The 16,472-nt window shown below is 71.5% G+C and carries 24 protein-coding genes; 15 read left to right on the forward strand and 9 right to left on the reverse strand.

Annotated features, from left to right (window positions below):
• The first annotated feature begins 63 nt into the window (after positions 1–63).
• The gene (locus PQI07_RS07770; protein ID WP_274926384.1) at positions 64–744 is read left to right on the forward strand and encodes an amino acid ABC transporter permease; all 681 of its coding nucleotides are present in this window, start codon (positions 64–66) and stop codon (positions 742–744) included.
• Entirely contained in the window at positions 741–1,502 is a 762-nt protein-coding gene (locus tag PQI07_RS07775) for an amino acid ABC transporter ATP-binding protein (protein WP_043357471.1), read from the forward strand. The genes PQI07_RS07770 and PQI07_RS07775 overlap by 4 nt, the downstream gene beginning before the upstream one ends.
• An 18-nt stretch (positions 1,503–1,520) precedes the next feature.
• Here PQI07_RS07775 and PQI07_RS07780 read toward each other — a convergent pair whose 3' ends face one another.
• Positions 1,521–2,249, reverse strand: coding sequence for an SDR family oxidoreductase (locus PQI07_RS07780; protein ID WP_043388993.1), 729 nt, complete (start codon positions 2,247–2,249; stop codon positions 1,521–1,523).
• A 191-nt stretch (positions 2,250–2,440) separates the two neighbouring features.
• Between PQI07_RS07780 and PQI07_RS07785 the strand changes: the two genes are divergently transcribed.
• Both PQI07_RS07785 and PQI07_RS07790 read left to right on the forward strand, forming a co-directional pair.
• Entirely contained in the window at positions 2,441–2,740 is a 300-nt protein-coding gene (locus PQI07_RS07785) for a hypothetical protein (RefSeq protein ID WP_274926385.1), read from the forward strand.
• A gap of 383 nt (positions 2,741–3,123) precedes the next feature.
• Entirely contained in the window at positions 3,124–3,864 is a 741-nt protein-coding gene (locus tag PQI07_RS07790; protein ID WP_274926386.1) for a DUF4336 domain-containing protein, read from the forward strand.
• Positions 3,865–3,882: 18 nt separating this feature from the next.
• On the opposite strand, the gene PQI07_RS07795 is transcribed toward PQI07_RS07790, so the two are convergent.
• From PQI07_RS07795 to PQI07_RS07810, 4 genes are all read right to left on the reverse strand, one after another.
• Positions 3,883–4,128 (reverse strand): hypothetical protein, encoded by a 246-nt coding sequence (locus tag PQI07_RS07795; RefSeq protein ID WP_043357477.1) that lies wholly within the window; start codon positions 4,126–4,128, stop codon positions 3,883–3,885.
• 296 nt (positions 4,129–4,424) lie between these two features.
• Entirely contained in the window at positions 4,425–4,688 is a 264-nt protein-coding gene (locus PQI07_RS07800; protein WP_043357480.1) for a hypothetical protein, read from the reverse strand.
• Between the two features lie 64 nt (positions 4,689–4,752).
• On the reverse strand, positions 4,753–4,938 hold the full coding sequence (locus tag PQI07_RS07805; RefSeq protein ID WP_043357482.1) for a hypothetical protein: 186 nt from the start codon (positions 4,936–4,938) through the stop codon (positions 4,753–4,755).
• 20 nt (positions 4,939–4,958) lie between these two features.
• A complete protein-coding gene (locus PQI07_RS07810) occupies positions 4,959–5,345 on the reverse strand; it encodes a hypothetical protein (protein ID WP_274926387.1) in 387 nt (128 codons plus the stop codon).
• A gap of 238 nt (positions 5,346–5,583) precedes the next feature.
• On the opposite strand from PQI07_RS07810, the gene PQI07_RS07815 reads away from it, so the two are divergent.
• Both PQI07_RS07815 and PQI07_RS07820 read left to right on the forward strand, forming a co-directional pair.
• Positions 5,584–5,847 carry a hypothetical protein gene (locus PQI07_RS07815; protein ID WP_043389003.1) on the forward strand — a complete coding sequence of 88 codons (264 nt, stop codon included), beginning with the start codon at positions 5,584–5,586 and terminating at the stop codon, positions 5,845–5,847.
• 173 nt (positions 5,848–6,020) lie between these two features.
• Positions 6,021–6,209 carry a hypothetical protein gene (locus PQI07_RS07820; RefSeq protein WP_043357488.1) on the forward strand — a complete coding sequence of 63 codons (189 nt, stop codon included), beginning with the start codon at positions 6,021–6,023 and terminating at the stop codon, positions 6,207–6,209.
• Positions 6,210–6,225: 16 nt separating this feature from the next.
• Here PQI07_RS07820 and PQI07_RS07825 read toward each other — a convergent pair whose 3' ends face one another.
• From PQI07_RS07825 to PQI07_RS07835, 3 genes are all read right to left on the reverse strand, one after another.
• Positions 6,226–6,471, reverse strand: coding sequence for a hypothetical protein (locus PQI07_RS07825; protein WP_236961841.1), 246 nt, complete (start codon positions 6,469–6,471; stop codon positions 6,226–6,228).
• A 196-nt stretch (positions 6,472–6,667) separates the two neighbouring features.
• Positions 6,668–6,997, reverse strand: a complete 330-nt coding sequence (locus PQI07_RS07830) for a hypothetical protein (protein WP_274926388.1) — start codon at positions 6,995–6,997, stop codon at positions 6,668–6,670.
• Between the two features lie 85 nt (positions 6,998–7,082).
• Entirely contained in the window at positions 7,083–7,841 is a 759-nt protein-coding gene (locus tag PQI07_RS07835) for a CDP-diacylglycerol diphosphatase (protein ID WP_274926389.1), read from the reverse strand.
• Positions 7,842–7,937: 96 nt separating this feature from the next.
• On the opposite strand from PQI07_RS07835, the gene PQI07_RS07840 reads away from it, so the two are divergent.
• The 5 genes from PQI07_RS07840 (at position 7,938) to PQI07_RS07860 (ending at position 11,919) form a co-directional block, all read left to right on the forward strand.
• On the forward strand, positions 7,938–8,318 hold the full coding sequence (locus PQI07_RS07840) for a hypothetical protein (protein WP_274926390.1): 381 nt from the start codon (positions 7,938–7,940) through the stop codon (positions 8,316–8,318).
• 168 nt (positions 8,319–8,486) lie between these two features.
• Positions 8,487–8,789 (forward strand): hypothetical protein, encoded by a 303-nt coding sequence (locus PQI07_RS07845; RefSeq protein WP_043357496.1) that lies wholly within the window; start codon positions 8,487–8,489, stop codon positions 8,787–8,789.
• Positions 8,790–9,141: 352 nt separating this feature from the next.
• Positions 9,142–9,672 (forward strand): Ros/MucR family transcriptional regulator, encoded by a 531-nt coding sequence (locus PQI07_RS07850; RefSeq protein WP_043389007.1) that lies wholly within the window; start codon positions 9,142–9,144, stop codon positions 9,670–9,672.
• 178 nt (positions 9,673–9,850) lie between these two features.
• Entirely contained in the window at positions 9,851–10,111 is a 261-nt protein-coding gene (locus PQI07_RS07855; RefSeq protein WP_043357512.1) for a hypothetical protein, read from the forward strand.
• 332 nt (positions 10,112–10,443) lie between these two features.
• Positions 10,444–11,919, forward strand: coding sequence for a protein adenylyltransferase SelO (locus tag PQI07_RS07860; protein WP_274926391.1), 1,476 nt, complete (start codon positions 10,444–10,446; stop codon positions 11,917–11,919).
• A gap of 16 nt (positions 11,920–11,935) precedes the next feature.
• Here the strand turns inward: PQI07_RS07860 and PQI07_RS07865 are convergent, their stop codons facing one another.
• Complete coding sequence (locus PQI07_RS07865; protein ID WP_043357502.1) at positions 11,936–12,151, reverse strand: hypothetical protein; 216 nt, start codon at positions 12,149–12,151, stop codon at positions 11,936–11,938.
• Positions 12,152–12,570: 419 nt separating this feature from the next.
• Here PQI07_RS07865 and osmF point away from each other — a divergent pair, with 419 nt between their 5' ends.
• From osmF to PQI07_RS07885, 4 genes are all read left to right on the forward strand, one after another.
• Positions 12,571–13,464 (forward strand): glycine betaine ABC transporter substrate-binding protein OsmF, encoded by an 894-nt coding sequence (osmF, locus tag PQI07_RS07870; RefSeq protein ID WP_043389235.1) that lies wholly within the window; start codon positions 12,571–12,573, stop codon positions 13,462–13,464.
• Between the two features lie 118 nt (positions 13,465–13,582).
• On the forward strand, positions 13,583–14,773 hold the full coding sequence (locus PQI07_RS07875; RefSeq protein ID WP_274926392.1) for an ABC transporter permease: 1,191 nt from the start codon (positions 13,583–13,585) through the stop codon (positions 14,771–14,773).
• Complete coding sequence (locus PQI07_RS07880) at positions 14,770–15,702, forward strand: ABC transporter ATP-binding protein (RefSeq protein ID WP_274926393.1); 933 nt, start codon at positions 14,770–14,772, stop codon at positions 15,700–15,702. The genes PQI07_RS07875 and PQI07_RS07880 overlap by 4 nt, the downstream gene beginning before the upstream one ends.
• The gene (locus PQI07_RS07885) at positions 15,699–16,442 is read left to right on the forward strand and encodes an ABC transporter permease (protein WP_274926394.1); all 744 of its coding nucleotides are present in this window, start codon (positions 15,699–15,701) and stop codon (positions 16,440–16,442) included. Before PQI07_RS07880 ends, PQI07_RS07885 begins: the two co-directional genes overlap by 4 nt.
• Positions 16,443–16,472 lie beyond the last annotated feature (30 nt).

Raw genomic sequence — 16,472 nt, forward strand, 5'->3', positions numbered from 1 at the left:
CATGCCCCGAGGCCGAACCTGCGAAACCCGTAACCCTGTCCGACCGAAAGGAAACGCCCCCCCGTGCCGCACTGGCTCGACCTCATGCTCCAGTCGCTGGGGCCGCTGCTCGCGGCCGGCCTCCGCTTCACGGTCCCGCTGACCCTGATCGCCTTCATGCTGGGGCTCGGCCTCGGGCTCGGAACCGCGCTCGTGCGCCTGTTCGCCCCACGCCCGCTGGCGGCACTGGCCTGGTTCTACGTGTGGATCTTCCGGGGCACGCCGCTCCTCGTGCAGCTCTTCGTGATCTTCTACGGGCTGCCGAGCACCGGCATCCTGATCGACGCCTTCCCTGCGGCCGTGATCGGGTTCACGCTCAATGTCGGCGCCTACACGTCCGAGATCATCCGCGCCGCCATCGCCTCCATTCCGAGGGGACAATGGGAGGCGGCCTACGCCACCGGCATGACGCCCGCTCAAGCCCTGCGGCGCACGATCCTGCCTCAGGCAGCGCGGGTGGCGGTGCCGTCGCTCGCCAACTCCTTCATCGCGCTGGTCAAGGACACCTCGCTCGCAGCCGCGATCACCGTGCCGGAACTGTTCCAGGCCGCCCAGCGCATCGTAGCCGTCACCTACGAGCCGCTGATCCTCTACATCGAAGTGGCGCTCATCTACCTCGTCCTATCCACGTTCCTGTCCTGTATCCAGACGCTCTTGGAGCGGCGGCTCGGGCGATACGGCGGATATCTGGAGGCGCGCGCATGATCGCCCTGTCGGCCATCGAGAAGAGTTTTGGCGGCAACGCGGTCCTGCGGGGCATCGATCTCGCAGTGCCCGAGGGCCGCGTCACGGCGCTGATCGGCCCGTCCGGCTCGGGCAAGTCGACGCTCCTGCGCTGCGTCAACCTGCTGGAGATGCCGCGGTCCGGTACGCTCGACCTCGGCGATATCCGACTCACCTTCCGACCGGACCGGCCGCCGACCCGGCGGGAGATGCTCGCGGTGCGCCGCCAGACCGGCATGGTGTTCCAGAATTTCCAGCTCTTTCCCCATCGCACCGTCATCGAGAACGTCACGGAGGGGCTCGTCACCGTCGCCAAGTGGCCGCAGGCCAGGGCGCGGGCGCGGGCGCTGGAGTTGCTGGAGCGCGTCGGCCTCGCCCACAAGGCGGGGGACTGGCCTGCCAACCTGTCAGGCGGCCAGCAGCAGCGGGTCGCCATCGCCCGGGCGCTCGCCCCCTCCCCGCGCCTGCTCCTCTGCGACGAGCCGACCTCGGCCCTCGACCCGGAACTCGCAGCCGAGGTGGTGGATGTGCTGGCCAGCCTCGCGGGGGAGGGCATGACCATGCTGATGGCAACCCACGACCTGCGCCTCGCGCGGCGCGTCGCCGACACGGTGGTGTTCCTGGAGGGCGGCACGATCGTCGAGCGGGGACCGGCGCCGGACCTGTTCGCCCACCCGAAGGATCCGCGCACCCGCCGCTTCATCCGGACCCTGCTCGGTGAAGCCGCGGAGGAGGCGTAAAGGGCGATCCGGCCCGGATCAGATCGTCCAGCCGCCGTCGATCATGACGGCTTGGCCGGTCGTGTAGGTCGCGCCCGCCAGGTAAACGGCGAGGTCGGCGATCTCCTCGGCGGTACCCAGCCGCCCGATCGGCTGCCGCGCGATGAAGGCCGCGCGGGTCTGCGCGTAGTCGCCCTGCGCGCGGATGCGCTCTTGGAGCGACGGGCTCTCCACCGTGCCGGGGCAGATCGCGTTGCAGCGGATGTTGTGGCCGACATAGTCGGCCGCCACCGCCTTGGTCAGGCCGATCACCGCCGCCTTCGTCAACCCGTAGGCGAAGCGGTTGGGCACGCCCTTCACCGAGGAGGCAACCGACGCCATGTTGACGATGGCGCCGTCGCGGCGCTCCAGCATCCCGGGCAGAACCGCGCGGATCGTACGGATCATCGCCTTGACGTTGAGATCGAGGGCGAAGTCGAGGTCGTCGTCGCGCATCTCCAGGATGGTGCCGGCGTGCACGATGCCGGCGCAGTTGAACAGGACGTCGACCACGCCGATCCGCGCGACCAGGGTGCTGACGGCGCCCGCATCGAGAACGTCGAGGATCGCGGTGCTGAGACCGTCGGCGCGCAGCCCGGCGAGGGCATCCGCGTTGATGTCGGTGGCGTGGACCCGAGCCCCGGCTTGGGCGAAGGCGAGCGCGCTCGCCCGCCCGATCCCCTGCCCCGCCGCCGTAATCAGGACCGTCTTCCCGGACAGATCTGCCATTGCTCGCTCCCAGCAGGCTGCACTTCGCCGCGTCGGCTCCCGGACCGGGATACGCCGGCCAGATCCGGGCATCCGGGCTGAGTGCCCCCCAGCGTTGTAGGTTCGGGATGGGCGGGGCTCCAGGCCCGATCGCCCCGTCCATCCGACCCGACGCCGCCGCCCGGAGCGACGCAATCAACCGACCGCGCGGGATGACCGGCACGGCGGCGGATCTCTGGATGCCCGTCCGGCGTTCTCACGACGAAACCGTTTCGTGGAGGATCGCCGTGGGGCTTGCCGCCTTCGTCTTCTTCGTCGTGCCCTGGATGGCCGTGGCGATCTGGCTCTCGCTGCGGCCGTCCGGCGCCCGCCTGGGCGCCCCGGCTGCTCCCTGGCGTCCGCTGACGGATTATCCGCCGCCGACGCGGGACCAGCAGGACAGCGCAGAGACGCAGAGCCTGGATTCGGGTGCGGCGCATGACGGCAAGCACGCACCGATCCAGGCCGTGTAGGGCCCGCTGACGCGGCGGATGGTGGAGGTGGAGATTTCCACCTCCCGGCCAACGAGCGCCACATCATCCCATCCGCCGCGCCTGCCCTGCGCCTCGATCCGTTCGGACCCTGGGCGGCACCGAAGGGGGCGGCGGCGACGCGCATCTGGACCGGTCCGGACGGTCCGGCTCTCGGACGGGCCTGCCACGCGCCGACACGATCCTCAGGATCGTGAGCGCGCTTCGACGCGCCGTCCTGGCTCCTATGAGGAGGTCGGGCGCGCCGGCCGCGGCGGGGGCGTGGTCCGCCGGCCTGCGGCGATCCATCCGGGAAATCCGTTGCGCTTCCGCGGTTGCACAGGTTCGTGGGCGCGACGTTGCGCGGCCGAGGGAGAGACCGGGACTTGCCCGAAGCCACCTATCCGCCCCTCGACGTCCTCAAGCCGGTGGCCGATGGCGTCTGGATCGTCGACAGCGGACCGCTCCGCGTCCTCGGCATCCCCCTCCCGGTCCGCATGACCGTCGTCCGCCTTCGCGACGGCGGACTCTGGCTGCACTCACCGACACGGTTCGATCCGCACCTGTACCGCGAGATCGCCGCATTGGGGCCGATCCGGCATCTGGTCGCCCCCAACATCGCCCACTGGACCTTCCTGAAGGCGTGGCAGGCGCATTGTCCGGAGGCGCTGACCTGGGCAGCTCCGAACCTGCGCCAGCGTCGCCCGGTCCGCCGCGCCGGCCTCCGCATCGACCGGGTTCTCGGGGATGACGCCCCCTCCGATTGGGCGGCCGATTTGCGCCAGATCGTCGTGCCGGGCGGCTTCGGGTTCCGGGAGGTCGCGTTCGTCCACAGGGTGAGCCGGACGCTGATCCTGACCGATCTCGTCCTCAACCTGGAACCGGAGAAGATGCCGGCGCTCCTGCGTCCGTTCCTGCGCCTCGCCCGCATGACGCGACCGCACGGCCAGCCGCCACCCTACCTGCGCCTCGTGATCAAACTCCGCCGGCACGACGCCGCGAGAGCAGCGAGCGACCTTCTCACCTTGGCTCCCGAGCGGGTCATCTTCGCACACGGCCTCTGGTTCGCCGGGGACGGCGCAGCGCGCCTCAGACACGCGCTCCGCTGGCTCGCGAAAGGCCTCTGAGGGCGGGCGGTATCGGGATCACGCCGCAGCGATCAGCCGCCGCATGATCCAGGCCCGGGCGGCCGCGAGATCCGCGAAGAGCGGCGGACAAGCCGGTGCGAGCGGGCCGAATCCGGCCTCCAGGAACCACTTTCCGGTGTCCTCGCCGTGCTGCGCCGAGAGGCGGACCAACACCGCGACCAGAAATCCGTCGGCGAAGACGAGCTGGCTCTCGGTATCGTCGCTGCTGGTCGCGACCTGCACGGCCTGCAGGCTCAGGATCATTCGGCCATCGACTTCAAGGCGAAGACTTCGGCCGGATCAGTCCATCGCACGTTGGCGACGGGCGCAGATCTCCGTACCGATCCCTCTGGTCAATCGACCCTTCGCGCCGAAGTTCCGACGTCGATAGGGTCCGGCCGGCAGCCGCCCCCCGCGATGGCGCAAACGGGGATCGCCCGCCCCGCGCAGCAGGCGTGCAGATGGATGACGGCCCGCGCGCCGATTCGGTCCGGGCTCGGCCCGGCAGACGCCTTCGCGCGGGGCACCGACGATGCGTCGACCGGGAGAAGGGCGGCCGTTCAGGGCTCTTCCGGCGGGTCAGCCGCGACGGTGACGGCCCCCTCGATCGAGCGGGCGAGTTCGGTCAGCACCTCCTCCACCATCGGCGGCCAGGGTGCCTTCTCCTCGTCCATGAGGCGGGCAGCGCCGACCAGGGCGGCGATCTGCGCCTCATAGACGGGACGGCCGACGAGCTGCGCGTAGCGCACCCGCGCCGCGAGCGCCGTGGCGAGGCGCTGGACCTCCGCGATCTTCACGCTCGGCGCGCCGCTGCCGTCGCTCATCCGTCCATCCCTCCGGATCCTCGCCGATCCTCATAGGCCATGGGCGGGATACAGTCAGGACCGGCTACCAAGCCTGGAGGATCCAGCCGCAGGCGAGGGCGACGACGACGCCGGCCAGCAACGCCAGGGCGATGTCCCACAGCGGAGCGGTGAACGCTCCCGGCTCCGAGACGAAGCGTGTCAGACTCTCGGGCAGGACCGGTGCCGGCGGCCCGCGCCGCCAGCGCAGGCCAGTGCGGATGCGGCGCATGCGCAGATCCCCCGACCCTCTCAGGCGGTCTCGGCCAGGCGGCCGGCGGCGGCCTGCGCCTTCCGCGCCCCGCCCTTGGTGCGGACGAATTCGCCGAGCGGCTTGCAGGCCGGAAGGCCGATCACCTCCGCGGGCCGCATCCCGGCCGGTGGCACCGGATCGCACCGGGTCAGGGTGCCGGCGGCCTCCGCGGTCCCGGCGGATCCGCCATTCGCGCTCGGCAGGTCGACGCGATGCCCGATCAGGTACGCTTCGAGGTCGATCAGGCGGTGGCGCAGGCGCCAGATGTCGTTCTCGACGCCGTTGATCTGGACCAGCAGGTCGGAGACGGTGCCCTGGCGCGCCGCGATGGCCGACAGCACGGCGGCCCGCTCGTTCAGCAGAACGGCTTTGACGGTCGGGTTCATGACGCACGCCTCCGAATGTTACTGCGCCACGATCCGCCAATTCCGCCTGCGAAATACCTCTCAAAATTGATTAGCCATTACGCCCGAAGGTTAACCGCGGAATTCGACGGCATCGCCGCGAAACGGCGCCTCCGAATGCACCACATGCCGGCGCGGGCGCGTCGCGGGCGCGGGAACTTCATGAACGGACAAGCGTCGGTTTCTCGCAGACCGACGCACGCAGTTCCGGGAGCTTCACATGCGCAGATCCGCAACCCTCGCCATGGCCGCCACCCTGAGCCTGGCTTCAGCCACCGCCTGGGCCGACCCCGTCGGCAGGACGGGAACCGGGGGCGGCCCCGATACGACCGCCAAGGCGCCCCACACCGCCGCGACCGGCCAGACGGTGCCCAACCCCGGCGCCCTCGGCCCGAGCGAGACCGGCAGCATCGAGCGGCGGGATGCCATCGAGGAGCGCAACGACGCGATCACGCGCGGAATCTGCATCGGCTGCAGCCGCTGAGACCGCAGGCCGTCCGGCCCCATCGCGCCCGGCCAGGCGGGCCATCTGCAGGGCGCCCCCAAGGGTATGACGAACCGTCATGGCCGGGGCGCCCTGTTCCGGGCGGGGGTTGAAGCCGCGGCCGCCGCGGCCCAAATCATCGGCGCTCACCCACCATGAACAGGAGTCGAAGCGTGGCGAACGAGTCTGTCGAACAGGCGACAGAGAAGACCTATTTCGGGCTGACCCTCGCGCAGCATGCGGAGCGGATCCGAAAGCTCGCGACCGAGCGCGGCCTCACCGGCGATGTCTTCGACCGTGTGACCGCGAAGGCCGTCGCGATGATCCCGACCGTCAAGGTGAACGACGCCGCCCAGCGGTGAGCCCGGACGGGCCGGATCAGCCTTCGGCCCGCAGGCCCTTGATGATGCGCCGGGCGATGGTCCGCACGGCCTCATCGTCCCGCGCCTCGCCCTCGACCGGATCCCACAGGTGGGCGAGGCTGCCCTCAAGCTCGTCCAGCAATTCCGGATGACGCTGCGCCAGAAACCGAACCGTCCCGAACAGCAGATGCTCGGTCGCCATCTCGCGACGACGGGCCTCGGCGACGGCATCGGGATGAAGCTTGGGATTCTGCGCGCTCATGGATGCCCAACGATCGGCGGCGGCGGCGGTTCGTCCCGCAAGGCGTGGTGCGACGCCGCGGAGCGGGCCTCAGCGAACGCGATATCCGCGACGGTTCGTGAGCGTTGCGGACACGCAGCGCACAAGATCGTGCCGGCCAGATCGTGCCGGCCAGGCGGGACTGGATCGGACGCGAGAAACGCGGCGCGGGGCGCCCTCAGCGCCGCAGCGCCCCGAACCAGGTGACAAGGGGCTCCGCGAACGCGACCCAGGTCCGCGACCACACCGTGCCGGTGCGTGCGTCCGCCGGGCGGGCGCCGGCCATCAGGGATGCCACCAGGGCATCCTCGCGGGACTTGCACTCGTCGAGGGCGTTGCGCTCGTCCCCGGCGCGGCTCTGACCCGTCGGCTGATGCCCGGAGGCGTCTCGAAGGCAGCGGTGCCACGCGCGCTCCAGCTCGGCCGGATCGGACGCTCCGGCGACCGGACCCGCGACGGCAGGACCGGTGGTCAGGAGGAGCATCGCGGACAAGCTGAGCACCGGCATGCGCATGATCGCTTTATGCCCGATTCGCGCCCAGCTCGGATAGAACGTAGCAGCAACAGTGGCGGTGGCTCGGGACGGCGGCCGATCAGCCGTGCCGGCCGGGCTTGGCCATCCGGCAGCTGTGATCCATCAGGTACTCGGCGCTGGCCTCCGGCTCCCGATAGGCCAGGAGGATCATCCCGCCCTGCGGATCCCCGGGATCCGCCTCCACCGCCGCGAAGCTCGCGTCGTGCAGATGCCCCTGCCAGCCCGGCACCCGGGCCAGAGCCGCGAACGGGTTGAAATCCGCCACCGCGTCCGGGGGAATCCGCAGCGCGACGTAACGCGCCTCCGCCAGCGGCACGGGGAACGGGGCCCAGGTCTCGCCGACGGCGCCGCCATGGGCCTTCAGGGCCGCCATGACGCTCCGGTGCATGCAGTCGAGATGGATGTGAAGCTGGTCCTGGCTGCGGCCGCCGACGGAATTCACCTCCAGACCCACCGCCGCGACCGGCAGCCGGCCCGGCAGCGCATCCGACACAAAGTGCCGGGCCGCGAGCGCCGCGCGCCAATAGGCGGCGCCCCGCGGTCCCTGGAGCACGGGCGCCTCGATGCCCGAGATGCTGTCGGTGGGCATCACCACCGTGTGGGTAGGCTGTCCCGGCGCGCGCAGCACCGCCGTCCCCGGGCGCGTACCATCGCCGAGGTCGACGGAGAGGCAGGGAAAGCTCCGGCCCGCCGCCTTCTTGGCGAGCACGCAGCCCTGCAGCGCCACCCAGAGCACGTCCCGCACCGGGTTCGCCGCGATGGCGGCCGGCACCGTGGCGAAGGCGAACAGGATCGCGGCGACCAGACGACGAAGCATGAGCAGATGTTCCGGTCCCCGGCCGCCGTTATGCTACAGGCGGCAGCGCGCCATCACTGTACGCGGGCGCCGTCGGCGCGAGGTTACGATTCCGCGATGCTGAGAGGGAAGGTGCCGTGGCTCGGCCTGATCCGGATCGCGGCCTGGATCCTGGTGGCCCTGATCGCCGCCGTCACGCTGGTGCCGATCGGGCTCCGCCCCGTCGTCACGGCCGAACCCAGCATCGAGCGCTTCGCCGCCTACGCGCTCGCCGGGCTGCTGATGGCCATGGGCTACCCGCGGCACGGGCGCTGGATCCTCGTCGGCAGCATCCTCCTCGCCGGCGGCCTGGAGTTTGGGCAGACCCTTACCGGGACCCGCCACGGCCGGTTCGACGATTTCCTCGTGAAAGCCGTCGCGGCCTTGGCCGGCGCGGTGGCGGGCCGCCTGCTCGCGGTCCCGGGCCGCGGGCGCCCGGACGACGCGACCTGCCGATAAATCCGGCCCGGCCGGACCGTCGCCGCGGACGCGGACGTTTGCACATGTCCCAATGCATGTCGCCGATGCATATCTGCGCCGCCAGCCCGGCATCCTGCGGTCGGTCTCCGGCGGAAACCGCCGAGCTTGACCCACGTTGGCTCAGGGGGCTCTCACGCGAGGTGCGGCATGTTCGGCGCAGCCAAGCTCACGGGACGGTTCTGGTTTCGCAAGACGTGGACGGGCAAGCTGGTCCTGCTCGTCGAGGAAGAGAAGCCCCGGTGGCTCAGCCGGACCGGCCTCACCAAGCGCCGCTGGCGCGACGCGCGCCTTCTCGACCTGGCTGAAGCCCCGATGCACGCGCTGATGACGCTCGAGCGCGGCTATCGCGGGGATCCCGCATCCGGTCCGGCGCGGATTCTGCAATCGGTGGTCCCACCCGGGACGCGCGGCGCGATCGCCACGCCGATCGGGACCGCCGTCAACGCGTGAGCGCCGCAGGGGCGCGGGCCGAGCATGAAGGGGCAGGGCTCGGCCCGCCTGCCGTTCGGCTTCTTACCCCCAAAGCCGGAGCGACCCTGCCACTGATCACGGCAGGATTAACACTTCCTGAAGCCGCCCGCCCGGGCCCGCGCCGCAGGCCCCCGTGCGGACGATCCGAGGGAAGCCGCGCTGCCAGCTCCGACCGGAATGATCCAGCGGCAGAATCGCTACTGATCTATGTTGGTATTCGCCCAGACATTCGGTAGATAACAGCCATAATAGGTTATCTTCGCTCATATATGGACTTGACTGTCGAGAGGCGGATCAACGTTCATGCATCACTCCAACGTGAGAGGCGTTCATGGAAGATAGCAATCCCGCACCGCATCAGGATCCAGTCGATTTCGTGGAGCTGACGGCCGACATTGTTTCCGCTTACGTAGCCAACAATTCCGTCCCGGTCCCCGATCTGCCGTCGCTTCTGTCCGGCGTTCATGCCGCGCTGGCCGGCCTGAGCCAGACGACGGTCTCGGCCGAGCCGGAATTCAAGAAGGCGACGCCTGCGCAGATCAAGAAATCGATCACCCCCGACGCCCTGATCAGCTTCATCGACGGCAAGCCGTACAAGACGCTGAAGCGGCATCTCACCGGCAACGGCATGACGATCGAGCAGTATCGGCAGCGCTACGGTCTGCCGCCGGACTATCCGACGACCGCATCCACCTACTCGGCGATGCGGGCCGAGTTCGCCCGCAATGCCGGCCTGGGCCACAAGCGCCGGAGCCCGGCCGCGAAGCGGGGCGAGCCTGCGGCGTCCGCCGCGGCGCCGGATGCGGACGGGACGAAGGTGGCCAAGGGCCGCAAGACCCGGAAGGCCGACGCGGAGGCGTGAGCCCTGAGGTTGCGGGCCCTGACGTGCGATCCCGGGGCCCGGACTCGGAATGACGGGATCGGGCGCGGCCAGGGCGGCCGCATCCACCCGTCAAAACCGCGGCGCGGAGTGCCGGAACGACGCCTGCGGCCATCCGTTGGCCCTGCGGAACGCCCGGCTGAACGCCACAGAGCCCAACGTGAACCGACCGATCCCCGCCCTTCTCCTCGCCGCCGCGACCGTGGCCGCCCTCCCGGCCGCAGCCTGGGCGCAGGATCGGCCCGGAACCGGACCGGCGCCCCGGACCGAGACCGCACCGAAGCCGGCGGCCGATACGAAGGATCCCGGCCGGACGGCGACGGAAGCCGTCACCCATCCGTCGGCCGTTCCGCCGACGGAGGGTCAGGTCGGCACCGGCAAGCCTCCGGCCACCGGGACCCCTCCGACGACGAGCCGCTAGCGTCCCGTCACAGCCCCGGCGCCCCCAGCCGAACTTGCGCAGCCGCACGGGCCTGTCCCCGCCGGGGCGCGACTTCGAGGGATATCGGTCCGGCGGGACAGACGCGGCGTGGGCCCGCCGCCGTGGCCGTCGCGCCCAGCGGATCGGGCCGCCATCACAGGCCGCGCCTGCCGGTGGGGCCAGAGCAGCGGGTGCACGGAACCGGGCCCGTCTGCCGCGAGCGCTGCGGCACGCATCGGTGGAAACGACCCGGCCGGCCGGCGGTGACGCGATCGACGAGCTCCTTCCGGCTTCCGCTTGTCCCCCGCGCCCACCGTCCATAGATCCCGACGATGACGGCACTCCCCTTCGACAACAGCTACGCCCGCCTGCCGGAGCGCTTCTACGCGCGCCGGCCGCCGACGCCCGTGGCGGCCCCGCGTCTCGTCAGGCTGAACCGGGCGCTCGCCGCGGAGCTCGGCCTCGATCCGGACTGGCTTGCCGGCCCGGACGGCGTGGCGGCCCTTGCGGGAAACGCCGTCCCGGAGGGCGCCGATCCGATCGCGGCGGCCTATGCCGGACATCAGTTCGGCCAGTTCGTGCCGCAGCTCGGCGACGGCCGCGCGGTCCTCCTGGGCGAAGTGCTCGACCGGACTGGGCAGCGCCGCGATATCCAGCTGAAGGGCGCGGGCCCGACACCGTTCTCCCGGCGGGGCGACGGGCGGGCGGCGCTCGGTCCGGTGCTGCGCGAGTATCTCGTCAGCGAGGCCATCGCGGCGCTCGGCATCCCGACCACCCGGGCGCTCGCCGCCGTGACGACCGGCGAGCCGGTGGTGCGCGAGACGCTCCTGCCGGGCGCGGTCCTCACCCGCGTGGCCGCGAGTCACATCCGGGTCGGGACGTTCCAGTTCTTCGCGGTCCGGGGCGATGTCGAGGGCCTGCGGGCGCTCGCCGACCACGTCGTGGCCCGGCACTATCCCGAGGCCGCTTCGGCCGCGAACCCCTACCGCGCGCTGCTGGAGGGCGTCATCGCCGCCCAGGCCGAACTCGTCGCCCGCTGGCTGCATGTGGGCTTCGTCCACGGGGTCATGAACACCGACAACATGTCGATCGCCGGCGAGACGATCGATTACGGACCCTGCGCCTTCCTCGACGCCTACGATCCCGGGACCGTCTTCAGCTCCATCGACCGCAACGGCCGCTACGCCTACGGCCAGCAGCCGCGCATCGCGCTGTGGAACCTGACGCGGCTGGCCGAGACCCTGCTGCCGCTGCTCGCCGAGGACGAGGCGGGCTCGGTCGCCGAGGCCGAGGCGGCGCTGGCCTCCTATGCGGCGCGCTTCGAGACGGCCTATCACGGCGGCCTCGCCCGCAAGCTCGGCCTCGCCGAGACCCGGGACGGCGACGCCGCTTTGGCGGGCGATCTCCTCAAGCGCATGGCCGAGAATCGGGCCGACTTCACCTTGACGTTCCGCACGCTCTGCGCCGCCGCGGAGCGGCCGGAGGCCGACGCGGGCGTGCGCGACCTGTTCGTCGATCCAACGGCCTACGATGCCTGGGCGAAGGACTGGCGCGGGCGGCTCTCGCAGGAGGCCCGCGACCCGGCCGAGACCGCCGCCGCGATGCGCCGGGTCAATCCGGCCTTCATCCCGCGCAACCACCGGGTCGAGGCGATGATCGAGGCAGCCGTGGAACGGGGGGATTTCGCCCCGTTCGAGACGCTGCTGACCGTGCTGTCCCGCCCCTACGCGGATCAGCCGGATCAGGCCGCCTTCGCCATGGCGCCCGAGGACGGTGGCGTCGGCTACCGCACCTTCTGCGGCACCTGAGGCGGCGCGCCGGCGGTCACTGCCGCGGCCAGGTGAAGATCTCGCGCACCCCGCCCTCGTGCCGAAACCAATGGACGCGGGTGGCGGGGTTGAAACCGTGATCCCGGTACGACGTGGCGATCACGGAAACGAGAGTCTCCGCCGCCGACCGGTCGTGAATGTCGTAGGCTAGAAGTTTGGGAGCACCGCCAGGTTCGCGGGCGAGATCGCGGACCAGAATCGAATACGACATACTCCCCTCCTTTCGACGCAAACGATCTACTCAACATTATATCTCTAAGGCTAGGATTGTTCGCGTCAGGATCGCGTAAAGGTTAAACATCATTAACCGGAGTGGGTTGATTTGATACGGTCGAGGTCGGAGGCGCCGGGCGCGGAGGTCATCCCTGTCGTCGCGAGCCTCGCGAGGGGACCGAGAGCGGCGCGGGAGCGATGAGCGGCGCGTGCAAAGGCGGCGAAGCCATCCCCATGAAACGGAAGTCGAATCGCGTCGCGACCGTGGCCGCCGGCCTGTCGCCCGGGCTCAACGGGATCATCGCCCGCCCCAGCCGGACATCGCGCGCGGCAGGCCCCCGCCGAGACCGGACGACGCGAACGGGGGATCCGAAGGCCAAGGTGAGGCGGATCCTCGCGTGGTTCGTCGCACCGGCCCTGGCGCTGCTGGTCGCCCAATGTGGCCCGACGCCCGGCGCGCCGGCGGCCGGGATCGTCGTGGCCTCCAAGATCGACACGGAGGGCGGGGTGCTCGGCAACATCATCCTGCAGGCCCTGCAGGCCCGGGGCCTCCCGACGGTCGACAAGATCCAGCTCGGCGCCACCGCGATCGTGCGCCAGGCCCTGATCGAGGGTCAGATCGACATCTATCCGGAATACACCGGCAACGCGGCGTTCTTCTTCGGGAAGGCGGATCTCCCGGTCTGGAAGGATCCCGAGGCGGCCTATCGGACGGCCCGGGACCTGGATCGCGCGGCCAACGACCTCGTCTGGCTGACGCCCGCCTCGGCCAACAACACCTGGGCGATCGCGGTGCGCCAGGAGATCGCGCAGGCCGCGGGCCTGAAGACCCTGAGCGACTTCGGCCGCTACGTAGCGGGCGGCGGCGCGATCAAGCTCGCCGCCGCGTCGGAATTCGTGACCGCCCCGGGGGCCCTGCCGGCCTTCGGCAGGACCTACGGCTTCACCCTCAAGCCGGAGCAGCTCGTCATCCTGGCCGGCGGCGACACGGCCGCCACGATCGCCGCGGCGGCGCGGGGCACGTCCGGCACGAACGCCGCCATGGTGTTCGGCACCGATGGCGCCCTCGCGGTCGCGCGCCTCGTGACGATGGACGACGACAAGGGCGTTCAGCCGGTCTATCAGCCGGCGCCGGTGGTCCGCGGGGCGGTCCTCATGGCCCATCCCGAGATCGCAACGGTGCTGGATCCGATCTTCCGCAGACTCGACCTGGCGACGCTCCGGGATCTCAACGGCCGCGTCCAGATCGGCGGCGAACCCGCCTCCGCGGTCGCAGCGGACTTCCTCCGGCAGAACGGATTCGTGCGCTGACACGCGTCGACAAGCCGAAACTCTGCCGGCATGGGTTCTCGGCGGGTCGCGGGGACTCGTCGCGAGGCCGGCCACTTTTGCGCGGGCCCGCGCGCGCCGGCGCCGTCGGAGCTTGAGGATGGGGGGACATTCCGCGACGGGGCTGCTCCGCCCGGGGGTCGATCCGCTGGGCTCGGCCTTCGCGGCCCTGCTGGGACTGAGCCTGCTCGCCCTGCCGCTGATGACGACCCGGCCGAACCGGATCGCGGCCGGCACCGGGCTGACGGCCTGGTCCGCCCTCCCGTCGGATGCGGTGCTCCTCCTCGGAGGCGTCGTCGCCCTCGGCCTGCCGCTGCTGGCGCTCCGGGCGGCGCCGCCCCTGCGCCTCGCCGCCGCCGCCGCGATCCTCCTGCTCCTCGGCCTGTCGGCCGGCTGGGCGGCCGATCACCTGACCCTGCCGGGCGACCGGTACGGCCGGGTCTCGCCGGATGCAGGCTGGTGGCTCGCCTTCGCGACGGCGGCCCTCGCCGTCGGCGACGGGCTGGCGCGGCTGCGGCCGGGACCGATCCTGCGGATCGCCCTGCTGGCCCTGCTGGTCGCCGCGACGGGACTCGCCCTGCGGACCGGGTTCTGGAACAACCTTTCGGTGCTGCGGGAATATGCCAGCCGCTCCGACACGTTCGGCCGGGAGTTGCGGACCCATGCCGTTCTCGCCCTCACCTCGGTGGCGGCCGCCGCCGCTCTGGGGATCCCGGCGGCCATCCTGGCGCGCCCGGTTCCTGCGCTGCGGACGGGCCTGCTCGCGACCCTCAACGTCGTGCAGACCATCCCCTCCATGGCGCTGTTCGGGATGCTGATCGCGCCCCTGGCCTGGATCGGCCGGGCGGTCCCGGGCGCGGCCGCCCTCGGCATTGCGGGAATCGGCGCCGCGCCGGCCTTCGTGGCGCTGTTCGCCTACGCGCTCCTGCCCGTGGCCGCCGCGACTGTCGCGGGCCTCGATGCCGTGCCCTGGCCGGTGCGCGACGCCGCCCGGGGCGTCGGCATGACCGCGCGGCAGCGGCTGCTCCAGGTGGAGCTGCCCCTCGCCCTCCCGGCGATCCTGACCGGAATCCGGATCGTCCTCGTCCAGAACATCGGGCTTGCGGTGATCGCGGGGCTCGTGGGCGGCGGCGGCCTCGGCGTGTTCGTCTTCCAGGGCATCAGCCAGAATGCGGGCGACCTCGTCCTGCTCGGCGCGCTGCCGACCGTCGCCATGGCGACCGGCGCCGCGGTGCTGCTCGACGCGGTCGTCGATCTGAGCCGGGGCCGGGCGGCGGAGCGGGTTCCATGATCGACCTCGCCCAGGTGAGCCGCGTCTTCGAAGGACGCACGGTCGTGGCGGACGTGACCCTCCGGGTCGAGGCCGGGACGATCCTGACGGTGGTCGGCACCTCGGGATCGGGCAAGACCACCCTGCTGCGGATGATCAACCGCCTGATCGAGCCGAGCGCCGGCACGATCCGGATCGCAGGCCGCGACATCCGGGACGTGCCCCCGCATCTCCTGCGGCGCGGGATCGGCTACGCCATCCAGGGACACGGGCTGTTCCCCCACCGCACGGTCGCGGAGAACATCGCGGTGGTGCCGAAGCTGCTCGACTGGGACCGGAGGCGGATCGCCGCCCGGGTCGACGAACTCCTCAGCCTGTTCAACCTCGATCCGGCGGCCTACCGGGATCGCCTGCCGGCGGCGCTCTCCGGTGGCGAACAGCAGCGGATCGGCGTGGCCCGGGCGCTCGCCGCCGAGCCGCCGATCCTGCTCATGGACGAGCCCTTCGGCGCCCTCGATCCGATCATCCGCGGTCGGGCGCAGGAGGATCTGCGGACGATCCAGCAGCGCTACAACACCACGATCGTGCTCGTGACCCACGACATGGACGAGGCCCTGCACCTCGGCCACCGGATCGCCGTGATGGATGCCGGGCGCCTCGTGCAGGAGGCGCCGCCGGCAGACCTTCTCGGCGCACCCGCCACCGCCTTCGTCGGCACCCTCCTCGGCAGCGGCGACCGGGCCTTCCAGCTCATGGCCCTGCGCGTGGTGGACGATCTGGTGGAGCCCGGCCCGGCGCCGGGCCCGCCCCTCCCGGCCGGGACCTCGGTGCGGGCCGCCCTCGCGGAGAGCCTGTGGTCCCGGCGCCCGGCCCTGCCGGTCAGCCGCGACGGCGTCATCCTGGGACGGGTGACGCGGGCGGCCCTCGAGGCGCAGGGCGGCCGGCCGTGAGCCGGGCCCCGCCTCTCGCCTGGGCCGCGCTCCTCGCCCTCCTCGGCGTGTTCCTGGTCGCTCCGGGCCGATTCGCGCCCCTGTTTCAGCCGTTCGCCCCCGGCGACACGCCGCCGATCTACGCGCAGACGCCGCTGCTGACGCTCGCCGTCAATCACCTCCTGCTGGTCGCCGCCGCGACCCTGACGGCCGCCGCGATCGCCGTCGGCCTGGCGGTCGCGGCCACCCGGCCGGCCGGGCGCGACGTGCTGCCGTTCGCCCGGTCGGTGGCCCGGATCGGGCAGACCTTTCCTCCGGTGGCGGTCCTGGCCCTGGCGGTGCCGATCTTCGGGTTCGGCGCCGTCCCGACCCTGATCGCCCTGGTGCTCTACGGGCTCCTGCCGATCTTCGAGACCGCGCTCACCGGGCTCGACGGGCTCGATCCCGCGCTGATCGAGGCCGCGCGCGGCATGGGCATGACCGACCGGCAGCGGCTCCTCCGCGTCGAGCTGCCCCTGGCGCTGCCGATAATCCTGTCGGGGATCCGCCTCGCTGCCGTCATCGGCCTCGCGACGGCGACCATCGGCTCGACGGTGGCGGCCAGCACCCTCGGCGAAGTGATCATCTCCGGCCTCCTCACCGGCAACACCGCCTACGTGCTGCAGGGCGGCCTCGTGGTGTCGGCGCTGGCCCTCCTGATCGATGCCGGCTTCCGCCATGTCGAGCGCGGGGCGGCACGCCGGGCTGGATTTCGTTCCTAGACGCGACTAAAACGCCAGCGGGGCCGTACG

Source organism: Methylobacterium sp. 092160098-2 (genome assembly GCF_028920805.1).
Taxonomy (GTDB): domain Bacteria; phylum Pseudomonadota; class Alphaproteobacteria; order Rhizobiales; family Beijerinckiaceae; genus Methylobacterium; species Methylobacterium fujisawaense.